The sequence below is a fragment of the Chlorobium sp. genome (assembly GCF_036528655.1).
Lineage (GTDB): Bacteria > Bacteroidota > Chlorobiia > Chlorobiales > Chlorobiaceae > Chlorobium.
Genome location: NZ_JAIGND010000033.1, coordinates 77,843 through 102,605 on the forward strand (window position 1 = coordinate 77,843; position 24,763 = coordinate 102,605).

The 24,763-nt window shown below is 51.1% G+C and carries 21 protein-coding genes and 2 pseudogenes; 17 read left to right on the forward strand and 6 right to left on the reverse strand.

The window, feature by feature from the left end; translation table 11 throughout:
* Positions 1–65: 65 nt before the first annotated feature.
* On the reverse strand, positions 66–944 hold the full coding sequence (locus K4305_RS10100) for a cobalamin-binding protein (protein WP_442880462.1): 879 nt from the start codon (positions 942–944) through the stop codon (positions 66–68).
* Positions 922–1,344: an NUDIX hydrolase gene (locus K4305_RS10105; protein WP_331562307.1), complete on the reverse strand. Its 423-nt coding sequence runs from the start codon at positions 1,342–1,344 to the stop codon at positions 922–924. Before K4305_RS10105 ends, K4305_RS10100 begins: the two co-directional genes overlap by 23 nt.
* A 164-nt stretch (positions 1,345–1,508) precedes the next feature.
* On the opposite strand from K4305_RS10105, the gene K4305_RS10110 reads away from it, so the two are divergent.
* The 4 genes from K4305_RS10110 (at position 1,509) to K4305_RS10125 (ending at position 4,619) form a co-directional block, all read left to right on the forward strand.
* Entirely contained in the window at positions 1,509–1,976 is a 468-nt protein-coding gene (locus K4305_RS10110; protein ID WP_331562308.1) for an SRPBCC family protein, read from the forward strand.
* 12 nt (positions 1,977–1,988) lie between these two features.
* Positions 1,989–3,677 carry a Na/Pi cotransporter family protein gene (locus K4305_RS10115; RefSeq protein WP_331562309.1) on the forward strand — a complete coding sequence of 563 codons (1,689 nt, stop codon included), beginning with the start codon at positions 1,989–1,991 and terminating at the stop codon, positions 3,675–3,677.
* Positions 3,678–3,803: 126 nt separating this feature from the next.
* A complete protein-coding gene (locus K4305_RS10120) occupies positions 3,804–4,142 on the forward strand; it encodes a 4a-hydroxytetrahydrobiopterin dehydratase (RefSeq protein WP_331562310.1) in 339 nt (112 codons plus the stop codon).
* A 192-nt stretch (positions 4,143–4,334) separates the two neighbouring features.
* Complete coding sequence (locus K4305_RS10125; protein WP_331562311.1) at positions 4,335–4,619, forward strand: hypothetical protein; 285 nt, start codon at positions 4,335–4,337, stop codon at positions 4,617–4,619.
* A gap of 494 nt (positions 4,620–5,113) precedes the next feature.
* Here K4305_RS10125 and K4305_RS10130 read toward each other — a convergent pair whose 3' ends face one another.
* Together K4305_RS10130 and K4305_RS10135 are read right to left on the reverse strand one after the other, a co-directional pair.
* Positions 5,114–6,151 (reverse strand): M14 family metallopeptidase, encoded by a 1,038-nt coding sequence (locus K4305_RS10130; protein WP_331562312.1) that lies wholly within the window; start codon positions 6,149–6,151, stop codon positions 5,114–5,116.
* Positions 6,139–7,572, reverse strand: a complete 1,434-nt coding sequence (locus K4305_RS10135) for a hypothetical protein (protein ID WP_331562313.1) — start codon at positions 7,570–7,572, stop codon at positions 6,139–6,141. The genes K4305_RS10130 and K4305_RS10135 overlap by 13 nt, the downstream gene beginning before the upstream one ends.
* A 392-nt stretch (positions 7,573–7,964) precedes the next feature.
* On the opposite strand from K4305_RS10135, the gene K4305_RS10140 reads away from it, so the two are divergent.
* The 5 genes and pseudogenes from K4305_RS10140 to K4305_RS10160 all read left to right on the forward strand — a co-directional run bounded on the left by K4305_RS10140 (position 7,965) and on the right by K4305_RS10160 (position 11,686).
* Positions 7,965–8,459, forward strand: a complete 495-nt coding sequence (locus tag K4305_RS10140; RefSeq protein ID WP_331562314.1) for a hypothetical protein — start codon at positions 7,965–7,967, stop codon at positions 8,457–8,459.
* Between the two features lie 206 nt (positions 8,460–8,665).
* Entirely contained in the window at positions 8,666–9,313 is a 648-nt protein-coding gene (locus K4305_RS10145; RefSeq protein WP_331562315.1) for a TPM domain-containing protein, read from the forward strand.
* Positions 9,310–10,257: a TPM domain-containing protein gene (locus K4305_RS10150; RefSeq protein WP_331562316.1), complete on the forward strand. Its 948-nt coding sequence runs from the start codon at positions 9,310–9,312 to the stop codon at positions 10,255–10,257. Before K4305_RS10145 ends, K4305_RS10150 begins: the two co-directional genes overlap by 4 nt.
* A gap of 83 nt (positions 10,258–10,340) precedes the next feature.
* Positions 10,341–10,637, forward strand: a pseudogene (locus K4305_RS10155) (plasmid pRiA4b ORF-3 family protein); the annotation flags it as partial.
* Between the two features lie 176 nt (positions 10,638–10,813).
* The gene (locus K4305_RS10160) at positions 10,814–11,686 is read left to right on the forward strand and encodes a ChaN family lipoprotein (protein WP_331562317.1); all 873 of its coding nucleotides are present in this window, start codon (positions 10,814–10,816) and stop codon (positions 11,684–11,686) included.
* Positions 11,687–11,780: 94 nt separating this feature from the next.
* Here the strand turns inward: K4305_RS10160 and K4305_RS10165 are convergent, their stop codons facing one another.
* Complete coding sequence (locus K4305_RS10165; RefSeq protein WP_331562318.1) at positions 11,781–12,161, reverse strand: hypothetical protein; 381 nt, start codon at positions 12,159–12,161, stop codon at positions 11,781–11,783.
* Between the two features lie 391 nt (positions 12,162–12,552).
* Between K4305_RS10165 and K4305_RS10170 the strand changes: the two genes are divergently transcribed.
* The 7 genes from K4305_RS10170 (at position 12,553) to K4305_RS10200 (ending at position 23,664) form a co-directional block, all read left to right on the forward strand.
* Entirely contained in the window at positions 12,553–13,911 is a 1,359-nt protein-coding gene (locus K4305_RS10170) for a hypothetical protein (RefSeq protein ID WP_331562319.1), read from the forward strand.
* 22 nt (positions 13,912–13,933) lie between these two features.
* Positions 13,934–15,553, forward strand: coding sequence for an Hsp70 family protein (locus K4305_RS10175; RefSeq protein ID WP_331562320.1), 1,620 nt, complete (start codon positions 13,934–13,936; stop codon positions 15,551–15,553).
* 177 nt (positions 15,554–15,730) lie between these two features.
* Complete coding sequence (locus K4305_RS10180) at positions 15,731–17,269, forward strand: AAA family ATPase (protein WP_331562321.1); 1,539 nt, start codon at positions 15,731–15,733, stop codon at positions 17,267–17,269.
* Positions 17,270–17,277: 8 nt separating this feature from the next.
* Positions 17,278–18,075: a formylglycine-generating enzyme family protein gene (locus K4305_RS10185; protein ID WP_331562322.1), complete on the forward strand. Its 798-nt coding sequence runs from the start codon at positions 17,278–17,280 to the stop codon at positions 18,073–18,075.
* Between the two features lie 174 nt (positions 18,076–18,249).
* Positions 18,250–18,384, forward strand: coding sequence for a tyrosine-type recombinase/integrase (locus tag K4305_RS10190; RefSeq protein WP_331562323.1), 135 nt, complete (start codon positions 18,250–18,252; stop codon positions 18,382–18,384).
* 392 nt (positions 18,385–18,776) lie between these two features.
* A complete protein-coding gene (locus K4305_RS10195) occupies positions 18,777–21,695 on the forward strand; it encodes a restriction endonuclease (protein WP_442880465.1) in 2,919 nt (972 codons plus the stop codon).
* A gap of 4 nt (positions 21,696–21,699) precedes the next feature.
* Positions 21,700–23,664 (forward strand): site-specific DNA-methyltransferase, encoded by a 1,965-nt coding sequence (locus K4305_RS10200; RefSeq protein ID WP_331562325.1) that lies wholly within the window; start codon positions 21,700–21,702, stop codon positions 23,662–23,664.
* 224 nt (positions 23,665–23,888) lie between these two features.
* Here K4305_RS10200 and K4305_RS10205 read toward each other — a convergent pair whose 3' ends face one another.
* The gene (locus K4305_RS10205; RefSeq protein ID WP_331562326.1) at positions 23,889–24,692 is read right to left on the reverse strand and encodes an IS30 family transposase; all 804 of its coding nucleotides are present in this window, start codon (positions 24,690–24,692) and stop codon (positions 23,889–23,891) included.
* On the opposite strand from K4305_RS10205, the pseudogene K4305_RS10210 reads away from it, so the two are divergent.
* Positions 24,667–24,763: pseudogene (locus K4305_RS10210) on the forward strand (transposase); the annotation flags it as partial. The gene K4305_RS10205 and the pseudogene K4305_RS10210 overlap by 26 nt on opposite strands.

A 24,763-nucleotide genomic window follows, 5' to 3' on the forward strand; every position in this document is an offset into this window, starting at 1 on the left:
CCCCCAAGATAATCAATTCAACCGTTATCCGGGAACGTGTCGGAAAAAACAGGAGGCTCGGTCGCTTATTTTTTTTCAATCAGGCTTTTAAGCTGCGCTATTCCTTCGAGTACCCGCGGACCGGGACGAAGAAAAAGGCTGTTGTCGAAACCGTCGAACACCCTTTTCTGCTTTACAGCCGCGATGTGATGCCATCCCGGTCGCCGCAGCACCCCTTCGGCTGCAGGCGCCTCTTTGGACATATACATGCAGGCGATCACCTCGGGATTCTGTTCGATGACCCATTCCTGGGATATTTCGAAATACTCCTTTCTGACGGTGTCGCCGATGTTTCTGCCCCCGGCATATGCTATAAGAGCCGAGGTATAGCTCTCCTTTCCTCCGGTCCAGAACGGATCGTCCCAGATTTCAAGATAGACGAGCGGTTTTTCTTTTTGTTGGAGGTTGTCGTTTCTGAACGTCGCAAGCCCTTTTTCGATGACGGTGGCAAGACTGTCGGCTTTTCGTTCATGTCCGGTAAGTCTGCCGATCGTACGGAGCGCTCCGGGGATGTCGTCCGGGGTCCTGCAGTCGATCCGTTCCGTGCGGATGCCCAGATCCCGTATTTTATCGCTGTTGCGCTCGTCTTCGAGATCGACGTTGATGACGATGTCAGGGTGTATGGAGGCGAGCATCTCCATGGACGGTCTGCCGAACGCGCCGATGACCGGCACCTTTTCGGCTTCGGCAGGCCAGTCGCATGCCGACGTGCGGCCAGCGAGCTGATCGCCCGCACCGACAGCGAAGATCATTTCGGTAACGCTGGGGGCGAGGCTGACGATTTTCGGCCTGTTGTCGGTTTTATCCGATCCCGGATATTCTTTCCGGCATCCGGCAACGAGAAAAACAGCACATAAAAACAAAAAAAACAAAATCCGGTTTTCAGATCTCGAGCAGTGCGGCATAGCGTTTCAGAATCGATTCATGATTGAATGCAAGGGGCATCGAAAAAACATCTTCAAGCCTGAACCAGGCAGCTTCTTCGACTTCGTCCGGCATCAGGCGGAGAGTGCCGCATGCGGTTCCGTGAAAGGCAAGCGCGACGGCATGAAAATTCTCTGCCGGAAATATTTCATCGCTGTAGCAGAGGAACGCCGGGTTGACGAAATCGAGTCCCGTCTCTTCCTGAACTTCGCGCCTGACGGCCGTAACGGCGCTCTCTCCCGCATCGATATGCCCTCCCGGCAGGCACCAGCAGCCATTGAACGGGTTCACGGATCTTTTTGTCAGCACTATCGTCGAACGCTCTTCCGGCGAACGGGCGATGATTGCGGCAACGGTGGCTTTTATCAAGGGCCTTGTCATGTAAAGCTGATATTTCGGTTCTTTGCGCCTGATGTCGGCAAAATCGTAAAAAAAGATGACATCCCGACAGTGCAAGATGAAAAAAATGCCGCATTGAGCTATTCTTGCCAGCTACTTTTTAGACCTTCCTGCCGTTATATCTGAAAAAGATCATCGAACGTCAAATGTATACCCTGAAATATCTGCAGCGGATCCCGGTAACTATCGAAACAGCATGGGACTTTTTCTCTTCCCCGGAAAACCTTTCAAGGATCACCCCTCCTGAAATGTTTTTCAGAATCACCGACGGTTCACCAGGCCGGCAGATTTACGAGGGCATGCTCATCACCTATACGCTCTACCCGTTCATGATGCTGCCGGTCGAGTGGGAAACGGAAATAATCAGTGTTGAACGACCATTTCTGTTTGTCGATCGACAGAAGTCCGGGCCCTACGAAAGCTGGGTTCACCGTCACGAGTTTCGCGAAATCCCGGGGGGAGTTGAGATGATCGACCGGATAGACTATGTAATGCCTTTCGGCGCGTTCGGTGATATGGTCAACGCATTGATCGTCAGCCGTCGCCTCGACGAGGTTTTCGCATACAGAAAGAGAAGAACAGGCGAGATTCTTGGCGTGATGAACCCAGGGTAATCCCGAAAAGCCATGCAGAACGAGATCTCCTTTGTGCCTATAGCGCTTTCGTTCGCCGGAGGACTGGCGCTTTTCCTTTACGGTATCCGGGTGATGAGCGGTGGCCTGAAAAAGGCAGCCGGAAGACGCATGCGCGATTTTATAGCGCGTATCACCGACAATCGCTTTACGGGACTGCTTGCAGGCGCGCTTGCCACCATGATGGTGCAATCGAGCAGCACCATCATGGTGATGCTGGTGGGACTGGTGCAGTCGAATCTTTTGACCTACGTACAGGCGCTCTCCATCATTCTCGGAGCCGAAATCGGCACGACGGCCATGGCGCAGCTCATTGCGTTCCGCATCCATGAATACGCCCTTCCGGTATTTGCATCTGGTTTCGTACTGAACCTCTCGAGCCGGAGGGAAGGGCTTCGCAATGCGGGAGAGGCGATCTACGGGTTCGGTCTTTTTCTTTTCGGCATGAGCCTGATGTCGGGAGCCGTAGCGCCGCTCCGTTCGTACGAACCGTTCATCGACCTCCTTCGCTACATGGAAAATCCGCTCTACAGCGTTCTGGCCGGCATGCTGCTGACCGCGCTGATGCAGAGCAGCGGAGCGTTCATCGGCATCGTCATTACGCTTGCCCAGCAGGGCACGCTGACGCTCGAAGCAGGCATTCCGATGCTGCTCGGCGCCAACATCGGCACCTGCATCACGGCATCGCTGGCCAGTATAGGTATGCTCCGTCCGGCACGGCGCGTCGCTCTGGCGCAGGTGCTGTTCAATGTCACCGGAGTCGCGATTTTTCTGTTTGTTATCCCTTTGTATGCCGATTTTGTGCGCATGATTTCGCCCTCCGAGGGGTTGCCGGGAACAGTCATTCCCCGCCAGATCGCCAACGCTCATACGCTCTATAATGTTTTCATGGCGGTTATGTTTCTGCCGTTTATCGCCTTATGGGGTAAACTGCTGATCCGCCTCATACCCGACAATCCCGGGGAAACCCGGCTCCAGCCTTCGGTCTGGTATATCACCAACAGCGCGCTTTCTGCGCCGTCGCTTGCCCTGAGCTATGCCCGGGCCGAAACCGCACGCATGAACCGGATCCTCGAACGCATGGCAGGCGCCATGCTTCCGGTCTTTACCGGCAGCGAAGCGGCGAGGGACAAGGTTTTTCCGGAACTCTCGGTTGGCGGCGGGATAAGAATGAGGGAAGAAAAAGTGAATTATCTCGAATCGAGAGTTTCAGCGTACCTTATCGCAATCAGTCGTCACGAACTTGGAGAGCGGGAGTCGCTCGAGGCGTTCGCTCTCATGAACATCGTCAAGGATCAGGAAGCCATCGGCGACAGCATCGAATCGCTGCTGCAGAAACTGCCTGAAAAAACACGCGAACAGCCTTCCGGCATGACCGCGGAAGGCAAAGCCGATCTTTCCGCCCTGCATGCGTTTGTCTGCCGCGAGATCGCCACGCTTACCGTTGCCATCCAGGAGATGAACGTCCGGCAGGCATCGAACGTGCTTCACGGCGACCGCGATTTTCTGGTACTGTCGGCCGCCGCCGAATCCCGCCATCTGCACCGGCTCCGCACGCTTCCGGAATCGGCCATGACCCACGATATCCACATGGATCTCCTCCACGCCTTCGAAGAGATCCACCACTACTGCAAGAGCATAGCAAGAAGTATCGTTAATCAGGAGACAGGAGAAAGGAGTTAGGAGATGGGAAGGGTTGCGGGTTAAGCCATCCAGCTATCTCGCTGACAAGCTATCCAGCCATCCAGCCTCTTCTTTCTAATGGAAAACCGACAGATGGAGAGGAAAAAAAACATACAGGAGCATATCATGAGCGGATTTGACACAATGGCTTGCGAGGAGTCCCACAAAGGCGGTTCGCGGCTTTCGGCCGAGGAGATTTCGCAGCTTCTGCCGGAGCTTCCCGGTTGGGAGGTGGCGAGCGAAGATGGGGTGCCTCGTCTCGTGCGCACCTTCGCCTTTGCGGATTTCCGGCGCGCGCTCGATTTCACCCTCCGCGTTGGAGAGATTGCCGAGCGTGAAGGGCACCATCCGAAGCTCGTTACCGAATGGGGCAGGGTGCGGGTCGAGTGGTGGACCCATTCGGCAGGCGGCCTGCACCGCAACGACTTTATCATGGCAGCCCGTACGAGCGCCCTGCTTGCCTGAATGGCAAGGTCAGTTATTCGGGTTGCAAGTCGCCGGGTTGCCCCCGGATGTTACCGATATGTCGCTTTCGCCGTATGGGGGCCAGGAAACATCAGGAACGTACGGGATTCTCATGGACGTGGCAAAGATCTGCAAACAGACCCGGATTGAGCTGATTTCAGTGGATTGGGAGGTTACGATAACGTTAGCTATATGAAAAACAGAAAAAACAGAAAAAAAATACGCTGTAAACCTGAGCCGATGATTGAGGGAATGTCCATTTACGAGTTTATCCTTCAGAATGCAGATCCTGTATGGTTGCTTCAGGAAGAGATGTACCCTGAGCTTGATGCATGGCAGCGACGGCAGGACGCCTTTCTGATGAATGATACCGACAAATCCTCTGATGAGCCCGGCGATAAAGATTTGCCGTTCCGAGATGCAGGATATTCATTCCTGATCTGCATCAATTGCTTGCTTTGTGGGGTGGTTTCATAGCGCTCATCAGATCTTTCAGAGGTTCTCCATCAATGGCAGGCAGACCATCCGGTATTCCTTCTGGCGGTGCGAGACTCGCTCCTTTTGATGCCTGCCCCCGGACCGATATCGCAAAAAGCGACGGTTCAAGTGGAGCTTCTAATGCATGGGGAGGCACGAGGAGCAAACCTGTAGAGAAGAAAAGGCTTACTCGCATTTTTCTGTTCTGACGCACTGATGCAGAAGCGTTCCGATAATTGCGCTTCCGCGCGGTTTTTCGTGGAAGAGGACGTTATTTTGCAGCGTAACTATTCGCTTTTTGTACAGCATGGCGTGAGAGCCGGGGAGCGGTTGTTGTCAATGCCGGGATGGCGTATCAAACGATACAGGTTTACACGTTCAATAAGCTGTTGGAGATCGATCGGCGGAATGATTTCAGGCAATCTCGGACGGGTGTATCGAATGCGCAGCCAGGTGTTACCGGTTTGTGAGAGAATGAAAATATATAATGACCTTCAGGCCTGATAAGGCTCCATGAGATAGCCGAGGCAATCCTGCCGGATAATCTTCACATCACGGGTGAACATCGATGGCACGACCGGCACACGGGTGAGAATGCGGTTTTCGCTGAAAAGGAGGTATCGGTCGGTAACGGTTTCGTTCATGTTGTCGATGACCCTGATCGGCGGCAGTTCTTTGCTAAAGCGCCCCAGTTCCGTTCCTTCGGGCACCCGCTCGAAATTGAGGGTTTCGAGGTCCTCGCGAAAACAGATGTCGGCGCTGTCATCACACTGTCCGAATCCCGGACGGGTTCCTTCAGAGAGGAGTATCCGTGCGGTGGTATGGAAGAGGTCGTTGTGATGATTGGCCGGCGGAGCGAACAGGATCTCCTCGGGCAGTTCAAGGCAGTGCCGGAGATAATTTTCGACATGTTCTGTTCCGGTCGCATCGCCTGAAACCCCGCATTCAAGCGTAACCGCAGGGCATATGGCCGACAGGGCGACTGCAAGGACTTCGTGGGGTTCCGTAAACCAGACGATGGTTTTGCTGAACCGCCTTGCAAGCGAAAGGGATTTGTGTTCGAGCCGATTGACGCACCCATAGTGCGGGTTTTTGCCTGTGTTGTTGTGCAGATCGATGCCGGCAACCGGAGCCGCCCTGGCAATTTCGGCCAGAACATGCCGTGCCAGCAGGTGTTCCGGATAGCGTTCACCCTGCCATATGCGATTGTAGTCGGCCTGACCGTCGAGTTTTCGCACTCCCCTAACGGCCGCGGCCACGTTGCCGACAAAGAGCAGCATCGGTCTCGGCAGCAGACGGCGGGGAGCACCGAATCCCTCGAGGAGCTGCTGCATGGCTGAAAACCCCGTAGTTTCGTTGCCGTGCAGCAGTATCGAAACGAAGAGCGGAGCCCCTTTTTCGCCCTCGATACGGATGAGCGAAGGGCCCGGCAGGATCGAGCCGAGTTTTTCGATTGCGATTCCGGTGAAGCCGTCGGGAAGCCGATCGAACAGGCGCAGATCGGGGGGTTGATACTGGTTCAGATGCTCCATTCGTGTACGGGAAGGTTTCCGTTCTGGTTTTCAAGGTATGCCTGGGTCATCGCCCTGAAATCGGGGCCGTGCCGTCCGATGAAGGTTCGTTGCCACCAGGCCCCGTTCCGGCGTGTCTCTACGCGCCTTGCCAGAATATCGACAAGGTAGTATCTCAGATCGTGACTGTCGAATCCGCGTTCGGCAAGAGCCGTAATTGCCCCGGGGATCAACTGTTGCAGCAGCAGGGTCTCCACCGGCAGGGCGCTTCCCGAAGTCCAGGTGACCGTGGAGTCAAGCCCGAATCGAGCGGAGGCGTAAAAATTCGACCGGGCCTGTTCGAACGATATCGAAGTTTGCGGCGCTTCGGTTTGCAGGTGAAGCATTGCGCCATAAAAAAAGAGGATATTGGCTGTGATGTCCGGGATCGATGGTCCTGCGGGGGGTACGCGATGTTCGATTCGCAAATGAGGGCACCCATCCTCTCCGAATCCGATCAGTGGGCGGTTCCAGCGCCAGATGGTTCCGTTGTGCAGACGCAGATGGTTCAACTGGCTGAAGTCATCGTCGAACGTCACCGGAAGCAGCACCGGAAATCCGTCGAGATTTTCGAGGAAGACCTCTTTAAGCGAATTGCGGACGTAATCCCGTCCGAAGGTGACGCGCGAAACCATTCTTCCCGAGAGGTCAACGAATGCCGGTGATTTCACGGCCTGCTCGAACAGGGGGATGCGAGTCTCATCCCACAGCTCCCTGCCGAAGAGGAACGGGGAGTTTGCCGTGAGTGCGACCATCGGCGCCGACAGCACATGGGCGATGTTGTAAAACGAGGCCGCCTTGCCGGGCGGCACCTGAAAATGGATCTGCAGCGATGTCGCGGCAGCCTCGGCCATAACGTCATGATGAACGATCTCCAGCGAATCTTTCGTGCCCTCTATATGGATTTTAAGCGGGTTCGAGGATCTCAAGCGAAGGATTTCGCGGTTCAGCGCGTGAAACCGTTGCAGCGAAGAGATGTTCCGGAGCGTCAGCATCCCGTCCTGCAGGGTCGGCAGGATGCCGGTCATAAGGATATTGCACCCCATGTCGCGGGCATTGACTGTGCAGATATTCCAGAGCTTCTGCAGTTCGTTCTTCAGAAATTCCGGGAGATGGCTATCCAGCGGATGCGGTGCAATATTGAGTTCGAAGTTGTATTTTGACAGCTCGGGCACTACCAGAGGACTGTTGACCCTCTTGAGGAACTCCTCGTTTCTCGGGGTCGGAGTGCAATGCCGGTCGATGAGCCATGCTTCGAGTTCAAAGCCGCACATCTCCTGCTGGTTGTCGAAGAGATCCGAGGAAAACCATTCCATCAGAATCCGCGTTTCTTTTCTCAGATTCTGGTGAAACTGTCTGAAATCATCCTCGCTGAACTCGGTTTTTGCTATTTCACTGCCCATCGATGACTGTTTACGTTCGGTCTGACGGATAGGGTATCATAAGGAAATCTCTAAAAAGTGTGATGAGCGATCAAAGTGCAAGGCGGACGGAGCGGAGAAACCGGAGTGTACACCACAGTACATGAGGATTTCGAGCACCGACCAACGCAGCAATTTGAGTGCGCAGTAACTTTTAGAGGTTCCCATAAACAATCTGGATAATAGCATGCTGAGATGCAAATGATTTTCAGGTTTCATAATTTTCCGTACAGACATCCATGCGACATTTCTTTTTCACCGCTGCTTCGTGGGTTATATTGAGCGGTATCATTTCGGCATGTGCATCTCAAAACCATGAGCCGACGTCAGCAGTCCGTCAGGCGGCCGAACATGCTGTGCCGGAGCAGGCTCCGATGCAAGGAGAATCACGCGATACTGAAGCACAGGAACCGGCCGAAGCCGGTTTTGCGCTGATGCAGTCGGAACGACTCGGCCCTCTGAGGCTTGGATTACCTGCAGGCCAAGTGCTGAAGGCTCTTGGTAAACCTGATGAAAAGTCGGAATGCGAGGTCTGGGCGGCCGATGGTGCGGAGCATCAGCAATGGCGTTACCCTGCACAGGGAATAGTACTGGGCATGGTTGCTGAAGGCGCAGGCAACGTACAGCAAATCGACGCGATAACCATATCGGCTCCGTGCCGGTTCCGGACAACAAGGGATATGGGGATCGGGAGCGGCAGGGGGGCGGTTCTCGAAGCATATCGCAAGGAGATAGCGCAACCCTCCGGTGACAGTGCGGTCGGGATCAGTAACGACGCGGTTATCGCGGGATCTGTTTACGGAGGAGTCGTGTTCACCATCAAAGACAATAAGGTTACAGGTGTTTTTATCGGAGCCGGTGCGGAATAGAGGTGCACTGAAACGCAGCCGCGGACGATTATAACAGGGAACCTCAAAAAAGTGTCGTGAGCACCCGGAGTGCAAGGCGGACGGAGCGGAGAAACCGGAGTGTACACCACAGTACATGATGATTTCGAGCACCGACCAACGCGGCAATCCGGGTGCGGAATAACTTTTTCGAGGTACCCAACAATCTTCGGATACGGGGATTCTCAATGAAACAGACAATATCGGATCTGGAGCGCAGTCGTCTGGATGAGCGTATCGCCGAGACGGAAAAGCGCACCGACACCCAGATCGTGCTGAGCGTCATTCAGCGAAGCGATGCCTATGCGGAACTGCCGTGGAAAGCGTTCGCCCTCGGCGCGTCAGCCGCCGGATTGATCCTTTTTCTGCTCTCTGGGCGGTTGTTCGACTGGCATCCGGACGTGTCCGCGCTGATAATGGCGGTTGGCATACTCTCAAGCGGCGCCCTTTTGGCACTCTTGACTGTGATGATTCCGCAATTTGCACGATGCTTCTTACCCGACTGCAGCGCCGAAGTTGAAGTGCGGCAATATGCAAAATCGCTGTTTCTGGAACGGGAGCTGTTCGCTACCCAAAAAAGGAGAGGCATTCTGCTGCTGCTGAGTCTGTTCGAACGCCGGGTTGTTATTCTGCCGGACAGGGGGCTGAATGAGCGTTTCAGCGAAGAGGATGTGGAAAAGATGATTGCGGCAATGACTCCCTTTCTGAAGCGTAAACAGATCCCCCAGGCATTCGATGCCGGCCTGGACTGTCTTGCCCGAATACTGACTACAGCCTCCCGGGAGGTCCGTAACGACGAATTGCCGAATGAAATCATCGAGGAGAAAGGAATATGAAGACAAAAGCGATGTTCCTGCTGCTCCCGATTGCAATGCTCATCAGTTCGATACTTTTTGCTGCTGATGTTCCATATCTGACAGGGAGAATAACGGACAATGCGCAGCTTCTCTCGCCGGAGGTCAACCGGTCATTGTCGGATAGCCTGCAGGCGCATGAAAAGCGCACCGGCAACCAGATTGCCGTTCTGACGATTGCAACACTCGATGGCGAGAGCATCGAAGATTACGCCGTCAGGGTTTTCGAATCGTGGAAACTCGGCCGGAAAGACAAGGATAACGGTGTTCTGATCGTGGTGGTTCCCAACGACCGGCGGATGCGCATCGAAGTGGGTTACGGGCTTGAAGGAACGCTCACCGATGCCATGGCGGGGCGGATCGTTCAAAACGTTATGACCCCCAAGTTCAAAAACGGAGACTTTGACGGAGGTATCGCCGATGGAGTCGGGGCCGTGGTCGAGCTTCTTGAGGGCGGCGAACTGCAGGAGAGTGGCGTCGCAACCGGTTCGACGGAAAAGTCGGAATTCTTTGAAATGGACGGGCCTGAGCTTTCCCTCAGGGAGCGAATTCTTCTTGGAGCGTTTATTTTCGGAATCATCGGACTGTTTACTGTTATCGGGATACTGACGCCGGGAGTCGGTTGGTTTTTATACCTCTTTCTGATCCCCTTCTGGGCGGTTTTTCCAATCGTTGTACTTGGATCGGGCGGTGCTTTCTATTGTTTTCTTTCGTATGTGATCGGCTTTCCGATTACAAAACTGTTTTTAAGAAACACCGACTGGTATAAAAAGGCGCAAAAAGAATTACGCACAAAGGGGCAGACTTCCATCGGCGGTTTTTCGATCGGTTCCGGCAGTTCCGGTTCATCCTGGTCGTCGGGCGGATCAGGTTTTTCAGGCGGCGGCGGATCATCGGGCGGCGGCGGTTCGTCCGGCAGCTGGTAGTGCTTCCTGGCTGGCAGGTATCGATTGACGAATATTTTCAAGAACCCGGAATGAAAATGTATTACGAATAAGATTTCGGAGACGGATGGCTGCATGAGGTAGTGCTCGAAGGAATACTGCTTCGAGAGAAAGGTGTGAGATATCCGAAATGTATTGCCGGGGGTCGAACAACTCCTCCAGAAGATTGCGGAGGCCCTTTCGGCTATTACTCGTTGCTCGAAACGCTGGCAGACGTTGAATCGGAAGACTATAAGGAAACCGTCACGTGGTTGCGCCATCATGTCAGAAATTACCTGCCTTATGAGCCGGATGCCTTCGATATTGGTAAAGTTCGCTTCAGCAGCGCTGCAAGGCGCCTCGACAGATTGTTGAGCGATTAATCAGTATCCGTACCGATAGGGCACAATATTCCAGGAAAAAAAGAGTGGTTTTCATGCGGATTTCAGTGCCGCGTGAATGGTCGCTATCTCTGTAACGGCTGACCTCCTCAATACCCGCCAGCATACTGTTGCCAGAGATAAAGAAGATAGCCGTTATCGGACAACCTTGACGATTTATGCAAATTACAATGTTTTACAAGATTTTTATCCTGCTTTTCGCAGCGGCCTTCGGTTTCAGCGCGTACGGTCGCGATAAAGCGGCATTTGTTCTCTATGACAATGCCGGTAAAAAGGCGAGCTATCATAAGTTGCTGAAGAAAGCGAAGAAAAGCGATGTCGTATTGTTTGGGGAATTGCACGACAACCCCATCGCACATTGGATGCAGCTGGAGCTCACCAGGGACTTGCATAAAACAAACAGGCTGATTCTTGGCGCCGAAATGTTCGAAGCCGACAATCAGAAAGCGCTTGACGATTACCTGTCCGGCCGGATTGATTCGGCCGGGCTGGATTCCCTTGCCCGTCTCTGGCCTAACTACAAAACGGATTATGCTCCTCTGGTGGATTTTGCCAGGGATCATCGGGTAAGGTTTATCGCATCGAATATTCCAAAAAGATTTGCCCGTCTGGTTCACAAAAACGGAGGCTTTGCCGCTCTTGATTCGCTCGTCAATGAAGAAAAAAGCTGGATTGCGCCATTGCCGGTTCATTTCGATCCCGAACTGCCGGGTTACAGGAACATGCTGACGATGATGGGTGGACATGGTACTCCCGGGATGGTGAAGGCCCAGGCCATCAAAGACGCCACCATGGCCCATTTTATATTACTGAACCATAAGCCGGGCCATGTTTTTCTTCATTTCAACGGGGCATACCATTCGGACGATTATGAAGGTATTGTATTTTATCTGCGGCACAAGAACGACTCCTTGCGATATATGACCATCACCACGGTTGAGCAGGAAAATATCCGGCACCTGGAAAAGCAGCACAGAGGTCGCGCCGATTTCATCATTTGCGTGGACAGCGATATGACGAAAACTTACTGAATGATCGTATCACCTTCGGATATAACCACATAACCGCCAAGGGGCGAGCTGCCGGGCAATGTTCACGCTCTGAATCATGCCCGGCGGCAGGCTGCTACTGCTTGTTCCGATTCTGATTTCCTGTCAGTTTTTCAAGAGATTCCGAAACGGCATTGAGGATGGTCTCTGCCATTTTCAGGTGATTGACCCCCAGGTTTGCGATACTTTCGAAATAGTTCCGAATAGCTGCTTCAGTATCGACAGTGTCCGTCTTGTCGTTTTTTTCCTGGTTTGCAGCAGGAGCCGGTTTTGGGCGAAGAGCCGGCGCAGTTTCCGATTTTACGGGAGCCGCAGGGGTTGCAGGAGGTGCCGGTTTCGGTGCCGCCTCCGCCGCCGCTGCCTGCTGTTTTGAACCGTTATCGGCCGAAGGGGTTCCTGCCGTTTTGTTCTTTTTCATCCATGAAAACAAGCCACTCTGTTTTTTTTCGTCTGCCATGGTTTTTCCTGGTAAAATGGTTTTTAAGGGGTCTGCCGTCCTGGTTAAGATCAATTAAAACATAATATATAACAAAACCCCTTTTTTCATTTGCTCGGTTGAGAAGAGGAGGAAAAGAGTGCGGGCCGTGAGCCGTTGGCGGTGAGCAGAAAGAGAGGAGTATCGCTGTTTTGCAGCGCCAGGGGGTGATAAAAGGTGTTATGAGATACGCGCAAAGGGTGACGAGGGAAGAGGCTGGATAGCCCCCATGTTGATGAAACGCAGGTTCAGCAATACCGATCCGGAACCCGGCGCTCCCGGTTGAAAATGGTGAAGTCGGCTTGTATTTGCTTGTTAGAGAGCGATATATGTATAATCTTTAAATAGCTCATATGTTGATTGTCGAATCCCGATGCAAGCCGAAAAACACCTTTTTGCCACAACTCCGCTCCTCGGCGCGCTCCTCAGGAAGAGGGCGGTGGAGCGTCTGTTTTCGGGCCACAGCCGTGAGGCCGCCCTTGAACTGTCAAGCGCGGTAGAGAACGGGCATCCGGAATCGGATGCGATATTCCGCCGTCTGCTGCTCCTGCAGCACGGCAGCGAGCCGGTCATGCACGTCGCGATCTGGAACTACTGGAAATCGAGTCGCTTCGAGGAGCTGCTCAAGAGGACGCAAGCTTCCGAAACGCTTCAGCAGGAGCTGCTGCAGGCGATTGAGGCCATGCCGGAAACCGACTGGGGCAACGGCATGGTATTCACGCTCTGGAGTCTCTTCGACCGGGACGACATCGCCGAAAAGATCGAAGCGAAAGGCCGCCATGCGCCCGCGCTCGAGATGGACGCCCTTTTCGGGCTTGCGCGAGGCAATCCGGAGCGCTATCTCGCTCTTGAGGATCCCGATCACTCCATTTTCGAAAAAGCATGGCTTGCCGCGTCCGGCGTCCGGAGGCAGCGGATCAGCACAACAGTCCTGAAGAGTCAGAATCCCCGGCTTGTGGCGGCTTACGACCACGCCGTCAGGGAGGGGCACGACCCGCAACTGGTGATCGAGGCGCTCAAACTCTGCGGCGATCACGATGCGCTGCTCGACAGGCTGCACGGTTTGCCCTTCACCAGTGCGCTCGAGGTTGTCGCCTACTGGGAAGAGAGCGGCGGAAGGCCGAAAAACCCCTCCGGAAAAGCCGTCGTCGAGGCTGCGGTCGCCCTCTACCGGGAACTGCCGGGGCTTCTTCCGGAATCACGGCCCTCCCGACCGCCCGGCACGAGGGATATCTTCTCGTTCTGGACGGAACGGTATGGGTCCGGCGAGCTGCAGGAGCAGGATCTTTCGAGCCCGGATCCCTTCAGACGGGCCGGAGCGCTCTTTGCAGGTGCTCAGCGGGGATCGGTTCCCCGCAGCAGGCTGCAGGAGATCGCCCGGAACGGCGCCTGGCCCGAAAAACTCGCGCTGCACTACCTCGTCGTTGCCGTGCCGGAGGCGGGCTCCCGGCAGGAGCACGTCTGCTGGCTCCGGCCGCAGGACAATATCGTGGCCGGTATCCTCACGACACGCCTGCCCGGTTCGCCGGAAGAGAGCAGCATGCTGATGGACAGGCTGCATACCGGTGCCGGACCGGACGATCGGTCGGCAGAGCTGCAGCGGAAACTCCTGCAATTGCTCGGGCTCCTCGAGGGGTACTTTCTTCGCGGTCTGATCACCGTTGACGGCAGCGACGACGCTGCGGAAAAAACAGCCGTGGAGGCGGAAGATATGACGGATATGGAGTGGTAAAGCATGATAACCGGTTGACGTAATGGCTCTCGCTTTTGATTTCGGGACATGCAACAGCGTGGTTGCACGCTGGAACGAAGCCCTGCATGCCGTGGAAACTCCCGAACTGCCCAATCTCGGCATCAGGTTTCCGCAGCCGGGATCGGAACCCGCGCGGGTCATTCCCTCTGTCATTCATTTTACGGAAGATAACGGGCTGCTTGCCGGCAGCCAGGTCGGCGCTTCAGGCCTTGTAAACCATCCGGGAACCTTCAGGTGGCTGAAAATGGATATGCTCCGCACCGGCGGGGCCAATCGCGGACGGCGCGTCAACGGCAGGGTTATCTACCCCCGTCAGGCAGCGGACGCGCTCGTCGATCGCATCCTGATGTTCGTGCGCGGCTATTTCGGCGACATCGACGAGGAGATCGTGCTGACCGTCCCGGTGGAAGCCTTCGACCACTACATCGACTGGCTTCGCGAAGCGGCCATAAAACGGTTTCCGGGCGGCATCACCTTCATCGACGAGGCAACCGCCTGCATGCTCGGGTACAGCGACGGGGTGCTCGACGGCGAGCCCTACTGCATTGTGGATTTCGGCGGCGGCACCCTCGACGTTTCGATAGTCCGTACCGATCTGCTGCATGCCGGTCATACGAAATGCCGATTGCTTGGCCGGGCCGGCGAGGAGATCGGCGGCATCATGGTCGACAACTGGCTGCTGGAACATATCCAGGAACGGGAGGGGCTCACGGACGACGATATCGCCTCGATCGGCCCGTCCCTGCTCGAAGCGATTGAGGGGGCGAAAATAGCCATCTCCAGCGGCAGCGAAGCGTCATCGTTCACGCGCTATAACGATGTTACCGGCCGTCTTATCGAGGTCACCCTCACTCCCGGTACCCTGAAGGAGGTGCTCGAGAAAAAACGGGAGCCCGGCAGGAACAACCTCTACCAGTACATCATCCGCACGCTCGACCGCGCCCTCGATCAGGCGCGCGACCGGGCCGGTATGCGCAAGGAGGAGCTCAAGGGGGTTTTTCTCGTAGGGGGGAGCAGCCTGCTGCCGGGCATCGAGGAGAAAATCCGGGAGTTTTTTCCCCGCAGCGACGTTCATGCAGGCAATCCGTTCGAAGCCATTGCCCGTGGCGCATGCCGCTTCTCCGGCGGGATGTTCGACCAGACGCTGACCCACGATTACTGCCTGCGCAGCTGGAACCGGGAACTCCGGGATTTCGAACTGGTTCCCGTCGTTGCGCGCGGCACTCCCTACCCGACAGGCAAACCGGTGTGCAGCAAGTATATCAAGGCCGCCTCGGACAATCAGGAGACGCTCGGGCTGGTCATTTATGAGCGCTCTTCGATGATTCGCCCGCTGATAAACTACGTCAACGGGGCCGACGGCTTGCGTCCGGTACGGGAAGGGGAGCGCCAGGAGAGCCGGCATAAGCCGCTCAACCCCGAAGACAGCGAGTTCATCCATGCCGTGCCACCCTGCCGTTCGGGAGAGCGGCGCTTTATAGCCGGATTCGGGGTTGACAGCAACCGCCGCCTCACGCTCTGGCTGCGGGATACGGAGGAGAACAATAGTTCATACATCCTGTTACGCGACGGCTCGCGACTTCCGTTGCCGGTGAACGATCTGCCGGTGGTGAAACTGTGAGGGGCATCTATAAAATTTATTGCGCGATGCGATTGCTGCGTTGGGTGGTGCTCGAAATCCTCACGTACTGTCGTGTACGCTCCGGTTTCTGTGCTCCATCCGCCTTGCACTCGAATCGCTCATCACAATTTTATGGGATGCCCGGATGTCTAACTTATTAATACAATTTAATAACGCATGGCCTGGCTCGACGAACTCAAACTGAACGCTGACGCGCGGGTAGCCGTCATACACCTGGCAACCATCGACGAAGAGGATGCCATGCGCGCGCTTGCCGGCTGGTCGCAATCGGGCGAGTGGCCGAAAGGCATGGGGCTCATCACCTGGGATATCGGCGACCAGTTCCGCCACCTTCGCGAGCCTGCGGCGACCATCAGCAAACTGGCGGCCACCCCTGAAACCGTGCTCGATATCATCGATGACTACAAGGGCTCCGCAACATTCGTGCTCAAGGACTTTCACCATTTTCTGGAGCACAGCCGCAAGGTTTCGCGCATGCTGCGGAACCTCGCGTCGCGTCTTCCGTTCCGCACCGAAACGGTGAACATCATCATCACCACTCCCCGGTTTGCGCTTCCCGCCGAACTCGCTCACGACATTCCAACCATCGATGTCGGCAAGCCCGACGGCAAGCAGATGCTGGAACTGCTCGAACGGGAGACCCGCTCGACGCGTTCGCTCGACAACGCCACGCACGGCTTGCGCGAACGTCTGGTCGAAAGCGCGCTCGGCCTCTCCGTCGTCGAAGCGGGAAGGGCGTTCCGCAAAGCCATCGTGGTTGCCGGAGGCCAGGGGCTCGACGAGCGGAGCGTCCGGCAGGTGCTTAACGAAAAACGGCACATCATCCGTGAAAGCGGCGCTCTGGAACTCTACCCCTGTACCGGATCCATGAACAACGTCGGCGGACTCGGGGCCCTGAAGGGGTGGCTCGACGAGCGTCAGGAGGCGTTCAGCCAGGATGCGCGCGAGTATGGCCTCAGCATGCCCAAAGGGGTGGCCCTCATCGGGATTCCCGGAACCGGAAAAAGCCTCTGCGCAAAGGTGACCGCAGGCCACTGGGGGATGACGCTGCTGAGAATGGATGTGGGCGCAATCTTCAGCGGCCTGCTCGGTTCGAGCGAACAGAACATTCGCGAAGCTATCCGGATTGCCGAGGTGATCGCGCCCTGCGTGCTCTGGGTTGACGAAATAGAAAAAGCCTTTGCCGGTTCCATGGGCGACAGCGGCACGGCAAGCCGGGTGTTCGCCACCTTTCTGACCTGGATGCAGGAAAAAACCGCTCCGGTATTCGTTTTCGCCACGGCCAACAACGTCCGGCGGCTACCCCCCGAACTCCTGCGCAAAGGCCGGTTCGACGAGGTTTTTTTCCTCGATCTTCCCTCCCACGCCGAGCGGATAACAATACTCGAAGTCCATCTCAGGGAGCGCGGCTACAGTATGCTCTCGCAGCGCTTCAACCTTGCCGCCGTCGCATCGGCCACCGAGGGGTTCGTCGGCGCGGAGCTGCAGGCGCTGGTCAACGACGCCATGTTTCCCGCATTCCGCGACAACCGCCGTGAACTGGAAACGGAGGATCTGCTCAACGCAGCCGGAGCGATGGTTCCCCTTTCGGCATCGCATCAGGAGCATATCGAACAGCTGAGGACAATGGTCGTTAGCGGACAGGCGCGCAACGCCTCCGACGACCGGAATGCTTTGGCTTTGTCGCAGAAATAAATAGCGCTATGAATACTCCGACACATAACGAAATCCTTACCGAACTCAAGAGACTCGCGCTCCGCCAATCCGGCAGCGATCTGCCTCCGGTCGTCGTCAACGAACGGGACGGTTCCCCGATGGTGCTTGTTCCCGCAGGCAGTTTCACCATGGGCGACGGCCTCGACAGGGAGAGCCCGCAGCGCACCGTTTCTCTCGAAGCGTTCTACATTTCGGTTTACGCCGTCACCAATCGCCAGTACAGGGCTTTCGTGCAGGCTACGGGCCATCGGCCTCCCAACATCGGCGCAAGGATCGACTCGCTTTCGGTCTGGCACGACGACGGCTGTCCCGAAGAGTTCGACGATTACCCGGTGGTGCTGATCAACTGGGACGACGCGGAAGCCTACGCCCGCTGGGCGGGATGCCGTTTGCCCACGGAAGTCGAGTGGGAAAAGGCCGCACGGGGGCCGGAAGGACATATCTACCCGTGGGGAGACCGGTGGGACGAAAACAACTGCCGGCACCGGAACAACCGGGGAGCGGATTCTGTCGCCCCGGTCTACGCCTATCCCGAAGGGGTTTCGGGTTACGGCACCTGGAACCAGAGCGGCAACGTCATGGAGTGGTGCAGCGTCCGGCACGAAGATACCGAATCCGCAAACACCGCCTCCGGTGAAGAATCTCTCCGCCAGGAACGGGGCGGCTGCTGGCGTTACCCCGACAAGTTCGCCTTCCGCTGTTCGCAGCGCTCGTTCGTAGTTTCCAAAGCCGTCAACGATTTCCGGGGATTCCGGCTGGTGTTGCCGGTGCAGGCGGAGGCGTAATAACTTTTTATAGGTTCCCTTTCGTATATGCCAGGCGAAACGGATCGGTAATCGGTGCTCACCTGAGCCAGCATAAGCGGGAGATTGAGATACATATTATTGAAATATATCTGTACTTTACAGATTGAAAAGTTGGCACCAGCTTGCAAAAAGTGTTAAAACATGCACTTGATCATGCAAAAATCCATAAAACCAGTAACGCTTCATTGGTTGCGGCACTCCTATGCAACACATTTACTGGAAGCAGGAACTGATTTGCGTTACATACAAGAACTATCTATAACCACGTATGCGAGCAGAGTTTACTGAAAATCTCCAGCCCCTTTGATAATCTGTAAAAATATTGTGCACCTCAAAGGTGTATAAAGAATGCCAGAATAGCTGGCTATATGCACCTTTGGGTGGGGTATGGTGCATAGATAAAGGAGTTATGGGCAAGTGTAAGACAAAACCAGACACAGCGGACTATTTGCTAAATAAAGACAGAATTGAAAAATGAAAAATGCCAACGCACAAAACAACACATTTCCAAGCCCCGACACACAAGCCGATGCTTCAGCTTGCAAAATAGTTGTTTTCTTGCAGACGCACCCAAGCCCACCCACCACCCTTGATAACTCGTTGACAAGAATTAAATAAATAGAAAGATTAACGGAGTTAAATTGGTATTTTAGCGACTTAAATTTTTGAGGAATTAAATGATGACAAAAACAGAAACAAAACAGTTTCAATATGAAATACAAGCCTACCAAGAGGACTGCGTAAATAATATTATCAGCCTTTTTGAAAGCCTACGCCAAAAAGAAAAATTTGACGAAGTGCTGACGGCACATCATAATAAAAACAAATACAAATTTCCAGTTCAAGACAACAATAACATTGATGTAATGATGGAAACGGGAACAGGAAAAACGTTCACGTATATCAAGACCATTTTTGAACTGAGCAAAAATTTTGGTTACAAAAAATTTATCGTTCTTATTCCAACCGTTCCAATTCGCGAGGGAACAAAAACAAACTTAGTTGACACCAAAGATTACTTTAAGAGTTTCTACGCCAACGAAAGAGAAAAGGAAATTGAAACTTTTGTTTATGAAGGGGGTAACATTTCAGCGGTAAAGCAATTTATCGGCACTTCGCATTTATCGGTTTTGGTAATAACCCCCGATGCATTTAATCGAGGTAACAATATACTTAATCGTCCTTTAGAACGAGAGATAAACGCACCTGAATTATTTGTAAATAACGAAGAACCACCAAAATCTTATTTGGAATGTTTGAAACGCTTACATCCGATTGTGATAATGGACGAACCTCACCGTTTTGAAGGCAATGCCTTCAAAACTTATTTTGAGGGTTTTGACAATTACTATTTGCGTTTTGGAGCCACGTTTCCAAAAAAGAAAAACGGTTTGCCTTTATCAAATGTGGCTTATGTATTAGACAGTATTTCTTCTTTCCGACAAAACTTGGTAAAGAAAATTGTGGTTTATACGCAAGACGTAATTGAAAATACAGATACACTTATTGGGATTGAAAAAGTTGGGTCAGTTAATAAAGCCATTGTAAGCACATTAACCAACGGAATTATAGTCAGACGAGAATTAGGTGTTGGGGCAATTTTTAACGGTAAAACCATAAAGAAAATTAACAAAGACACCATTGTTTTAGCGGACGACACTATTGAAAAAGTTGATTATTCTTTGTCGGACGAATCATTGCGAGCAATGATTAAGGAAACAATCAAAATTCATTTTGAAAAAGAAAAGGGGTTGTTTGAACAAGGCATAAAAGCATTGACCTTGTTTTTTATGGAGAGCGACACCAGTTTATTTCGTGGAAGCAATCCCAAAATCAAGAACTTTTTTGAAGAAGAATACAAAAAGCAATACACAGAAATTGTAAGCAAACTTGACCAATCAAGCGACTATTACAAATTCTTGCAGAACGATTTTGATAGCGACAATACTCTGCAAGTTCACAAAGGATATTTTTCAGGCGACAAAGGAAACGCAGACGAAAAAGTAAAAGCAGGAGTTGACGAAATTTTGAAAGACAAAAAGAAATTGCTTTCGTTTGAAAGTCCTACTCGTTTTATTTTCTCCATTTGGGCATTGCAAGAAGGTTGGGACAATCCGAATGTTTTCACAATCTGTAAACTTTCCAATCAAGGAAGCGAAATATCAAAATTGCAACAAATTGGAAGGGGTTTACGCATTTGCGTAAATCAAAACTTACAGCGTAACACGCTTAAAAATCTGAATGACGACCAAGAGCAATTTTGGAAAATCAATAACCTTGATGTAGTTGTATCAAGCAAAGAACACGGTTTTGTTGAGGCAATTCAAAATGAAATTTTAAGCAACTCATTCCTCATTTCTGAAACATTCACCGAACAAGAACTCATTAAAACACTCAAAGAAAAATCAGGCTTTGATGATGATACGGTAGTTACTTTGGTGGATGATATTTTGAAAGCCAAGAAAATGATTGTTCGTAAGGCAATTGTTGACGGACAAAAGATTTACGAAAAATCGCCTGAATTTTCAGCTATTCTAAAAGAACAAAACTTGCCCGAAGAGCAAGTGAAAGCCATTGAAAGCTTGTTTGCAACCGACACAAACACTTACGTTCAGAAAGCCGAGAAGAAAAAAGAGAAAAAGAAAGTTTTCATTAAGGCAACGCACTTGCAAGAATTTCAAACCCTTTGGAACGCTATCAATAAAAATGCTTTCTATGTTTTAGAAACTTTGACAGCAGAACAGGAAAGCCAACTGATACAAAACATAAAAACGCAAATTGAAGCCGTAAACATTGAGGAAATTCTATTGCAAACCATTCGTGCAGAACTAAACGTGAACAAAATTGGCGAACAAGGAGCAATTACAGAAAAGCTAACCGACACCGTTTCATACAAAAGCAAAGTTGATTATTTGGAATTAGTTCGCACTTTATCAAACAATACCAAAACCCCTATTTCATTTGTGGTTAAGGTTTTCAATGCTTTGAGCGATGATTTCAAAACCAAAATGCTCTGCAACAATCCTGAACAGGCACAAAGGGAAATTTCCGAAATAATCAACAAGAACTTAATTGCAATGCTCAAAGCAAACATTAAGTATGACGGAATTAATGGAACAGGTTTGCCCAATGTGTTCAAGACCGAAAAAGGGAAAACCTATTTAGACACAGGAAGTGTTGGTAAATTTCAAAAAGACATTGCAGGCGATTTCAATTTAAAAACCAAATGGGTATTTGAAGAGGTGATTGAATATGACAGTGATTTTGAATTGGAAATTGTGGAGCAAGACCCCGACATTGACAGCATTGAAATTTTCGGGAAACTTCCACGCCTGAAAATCAAAACACCATTGGGAGATTATAACCCCGATTTTTGCTATGCTAATAAAAGCACCGAAGGCAACAAAGTTTTTTTGGTAGTGGAAGCCAAAGGCTATAAATCGTCAACTGCAATTCCAGTAGATGAAAAAGGAAAGATTGACTTTGCTAAAAAGTATTTTGAGGCATTAGGCGAACACTACAAAGACCAAAACATTAAAATTTCATTTAAAGAACGTATCAATAAAACGCAATTAGCGGCATTGATAAACAACGCATAAGACAATGGCAGAACAAGATTTTATAAAAGCAGGATTTACGGTTGTTGGCACAGGAAACAACGAAAACAAATTGTTGAGTTTTCTTAAAGAGAACTACCCCAATGTAATCCGAGACACCGAGATAAATTTAGAAGAATTAAAAACCGTTTTGGGTTTGCCCATTGACGAAAAGGTAAATGGTTACGGTTTAAACTTTGTAGGCAGAAACTTTGCCAGGGCTAAATATGCTCAAAAGACAGATAAGGAATTACGCCTGAATAGCACATTAAGTAAAAATATTGACACAACAGAAAATTTGGTGCTAAAAGGCGACAACCTTGACAGTTTAAAAATTCTAAAAAATCACTACAGCGGTCAAATCAAATGTATTTATATAGACCCACCTTACAATACAGATAAAGACGAGTTTGTTTACCCTGACATATTCGATAAAGAAGAAGCCGAAGTATTAGGACTGGCAAACTTGAGTGAAAGCGATTTTGCACGAATGGATTTTAGTTTCAAAACCAAAAAGAGCCACAACGGATGGTTGGCTTTTTTGTATCCTCGATTATTATTGGCAAGAGATTTATTGAGTAAAGACGGAGCAATTTTTATAAGCATTGACGACAACGAGCAAGCAAACCTAAAACTACTTTGTGACGATGTTTTTGGCGAAGAAAATTTTATTTCTCAAATTGTTGTTCAATCAAATAAAAGAGGACAAACATATAAGCAGATAGCAAAGACTCACGAATATTTGCTGGTTTACATCAAATCAGAAAAAGCTGTATTAAATGAACTTGAAAAAGAATTTACGGGTGGAATAAAAACTGATGATGTAGGAGAATATACAGAAAGGGAACTAAGAAATAGAAATCCTAAATACGGTAGATTTAATCGTCCTAATTTATATTATCCTATTTATGTCAATCCGCACAAAATTGATAGAAATGGATACTCTCCTGTCTCTTTAGAAAGAACTAAGGATTTTAGCATTGAGGTTTTGCCTTTGAACAGTGAAAAACAAGAAAGCTGTTGGAGATGGGGTACAAAGAAACTTAAAAACAACGTTGGGGAAACTACTTTACTTAGCAATATAGTTGCACGAGTAAAGACAACAGGTGAATATGGTGTTTACGAAAAATACAGAAAAGGCACTTTTAAAGCAAAAACCATATGGTTTGATGAACTAGAAATGTTCTATGAAGATGAGGAAGAAGAAGATGGCATTTGGGATGAGACAGGTGTGATTACAGAGCAAGGTTCAACTGAACTTAGAAAGTATGGAATGGGGGATGTATTCGATTTTCCAAAGCCCACATTTCTATTAAAGAAAATATTGAATATTGGTACAGATTTGGATTCAATTTGCTTAGATTTTTTTGCAGGTAGTGGAACTACTGGGCAAGCAGTTATGGAGTTAAACAAAAACGGTGGCAATCGAAAATTTATTTTATGCCAAAAAGATGAGAAAATAGATAAAGACAAACCAGCCTATAAATTTTGTATTGACAATAATCTACCACTAGTTATTTCAAGTATTACCATAGAACGTTTAAAACGTTCTGGTGAGAAAATCGCCAAAGAAATTGAGGCAGAGAACAGCACAAGCGGAATGTTTGAGGAGCATTTAAAACAAGTTCCTGACATTGGTTTTAAAGTTTTTGACAGCGTTGAAGCACCAACATTAAAAGTAGATGATACAGGACAAATTTCAATAACTGAAAATGATACTGATGCTTTAAGCCGTATTTATAATATGATTTTCACCGTTGGTTTAGACGAGCCTACACAAGTTCCTGAAGAAGTTGTAAAAGATTGCATTTACAAAATCGGCAATCATTACTACATAACCAACAGCGAGAAAATCACAAGTGACGATTATTCAAACGCCATTAAAAACGGCAAAGTATTCATTGACGGTTGGACAGCCAGCCTCAACGGAACTTTGCAGAACTACAAAGAAGATGTGAAGATTGTGTTTTAACGAAAGACAATGAACAAACAAGCCCACGCTCGTAGTCAAGCACATTGGCTGGTCACACAAAAAGCCAACACACGACCAAAACTAGCCAAAGGGAGGGGTGGGGACGTTCCGAAAGCGCCGATTAAAACCGGCAAAGAGTAGAGAATGCAAGAGTCTTACATGAAAGGCATAGCCAACCATCATGGCCCCGAGTCATGCCTCGACCTACAGCAATGGGGGTGAATTCAAATTGCAAGTGCACCACGAGCCATAGGCCAGAAAACTTCATGAGGCGTCCGGTAACTGAGACACTTCCGTGGTCGATGGTTTAACCTTCTTACGGCTTCAGCAATATCGTCGTCATCCGCGTTACGAAAGTCGTATCCTTTGGGAAAATATTGACGCAGCAAGCCGTTGCTGTTTTCGTTAGCACCCCGCTGCCAAGCGGCATAAGGATCGGCAAAATAGACGGTCAGACGCGTCTTTTTTTCCAGTTTTTTGAAATTTGCAAACTCCGATCCGTTATCCAATGTCAACGTCTGACGCATCCGGCGGGGGATAGGCCCGAAGGCCTTAATGCCTCTTTTGCTGAGATGTTCAGCCTTCTTGCTTTCCAGCTTGGCGGCTACAAGGTAGCGGCTCTTGCGCTCCACCAGGGTGAGAATGCCTCCTGTTCCCGGCTTTCCTTGAACGGTGTCGCCTTCCCAGTCGCCGAACCGTTGCCTGCTTGCAACGACGGCAGGACGCTGATCAATGCCGATGCGGTCATCTCGAAAACGCTGCCCAGTGCCGTATCGACGCTGTTTTCTCCGCTTTTGGAATGCGGGAATAGGGGACGCAGTGCAATAGCGTAGAAGAATGTATTTGGCTGAGTATACCGGGGAATGTGTACCACCTATTCCGGGGCAAACTGTGCAGGAGGGATAGGGGACGCAGTGCAATAGCGTAGAAAATTGTATTTTCAGTGATAATACAATCGTTGAGTGCAGGCAGCTTTTGAAAAGCAAAAGACAAGAGAGCCATATGCCACGAGGAGCGAGACTTGACACACCGGGAACGCTGCATCATGTAATGGTGCGGGGAATTGAACAGGGTAGTATCGTTCGCGACGATAGCGACA

Excerpts from the sequence above, each read along its gene's own strand:
- K4305_RS10170 (WP_331562319.1), top strand. The coding sequence starts at position 12,553 with ATGCAAGCCGAAAAACACCTTTTTGCCACAACTCCGCTCCTCGGCGCG.
- K4305_RS10120 (WP_331562310.1), top strand. The coding sequence starts at position 3,804 with ATGAGCGGATTTGACACAATGGCTTGCGAGGAGTCCCACAAAGGCGGT.
- K4305_RS10115 (WP_331562309.1), top strand. The coding sequence starts at position 1,989 with ATGCAGAACGAGATCTCCTTTGTGCCTATAGCGCTTTCGTTCGCCGGA.
- K4305_RS10125 (WP_331562311.1), top strand. The coding sequence starts at position 4,335 with ATGAAAAACAGAAAAAACAGAAAAAAAATACGCTGTAAACCTGAGCCG.
- K4305_RS10150 (WP_331562316.1), top strand. The coding sequence starts at position 9,310 with ATGAAGACAAAAGCGATGTTCCTGCTGCTCCCGATTGCAATGCTCATC.
- K4305_RS10145 (WP_331562315.1), top strand. The coding sequence starts at position 8,666 with ATGAAACAGACAATATCGGATCTGGAGCGCAGTCGTCTGGATGAGCGT.
- K4305_RS10180 (WP_331562321.1), top strand. The coding sequence starts at position 15,731 with ATGGCCTGGCTCGACGAACTCAAACTGAACGCTGACGCGCGGGTAGCC.
- K4305_RS10100 (WP_442880462.1), bottom strand. The coding sequence starts at position 944 with ATGCCGCACTGCTCGAGATCTGAAAACCGGATTTTGTTTTTTTTGTTT.
- K4305_RS10200 (WP_331562325.1), top strand. The coding sequence starts at position 21,700 with ATGGCAGAACAAGATTTTATAAAAGCAGGATTTACGGTTGTTGGCACA.
- K4305_RS10105 (WP_331562307.1), bottom strand. The coding sequence starts at position 1,344 with ATGACAAGGCCCTTGATAAAAGCCACCGTTGCCGCAATCATCGCCCGT.
- K4305_RS10140 (WP_331562314.1), top strand. The coding sequence starts at position 7,965 with ATGCAAGGAGAATCACGCGATACTGAAGCACAGGAACCGGCCGAAGCC.
- K4305_RS10195 (WP_442880465.1), top strand. The coding sequence starts at position 18,777 with ATGACAAAAACAGAAACAAAACAGTTTCAATATGAAATACAAGCCTAC.
- K4305_RS10160 (WP_331562317.1), top strand. The coding sequence starts at position 10,814 with ATGCAAATTACAATGTTTTACAAGATTTTTATCCTGCTTTTCGCAGCG.
- K4305_RS10130 (WP_331562312.1), bottom strand. The coding sequence starts at position 6,151 with ATGGAGCATCTGAACCAGTATCAACCCCCCGATCTGCGCCTGTTCGAT.
- K4305_RS10190 (WP_331562323.1), top strand. The coding sequence starts at position 18,250 with ATGCAAAAATCCATAAAACCAGTAACGCTTCATTGGTTGCGGCACTCC.
- K4305_RS10135 (WP_331562313.1), bottom strand. The coding sequence starts at position 7,572 with ATGGGCAGTGAAATAGCAAAAACCGAGTTCAGCGAGGATGATTTCAGA.
- K4305_RS10165 (WP_331562318.1), bottom strand. The coding sequence starts at position 12,161 with ATGGCAGACGAAAAAAAACAGAGTGGCTTGTTTTCATGGATGAAAAAG.
- K4305_RS10110 (WP_331562308.1), top strand. The coding sequence starts at position 1,509 with ATGTATACCCTGAAATATCTGCAGCGGATCCCGGTAACTATCGAAACA.
- K4305_RS10185 (WP_331562322.1), top strand. The coding sequence starts at position 17,278 with ATGAATACTCCGACACATAACGAAATCCTTACCGAACTCAAGAGACTC.
- K4305_RS10175 (WP_331562320.1), top strand. The coding sequence starts at position 13,934 with ATGGCTCTCGCTTTTGATTTCGGGACATGCAACAGCGTGGTTGCACGC.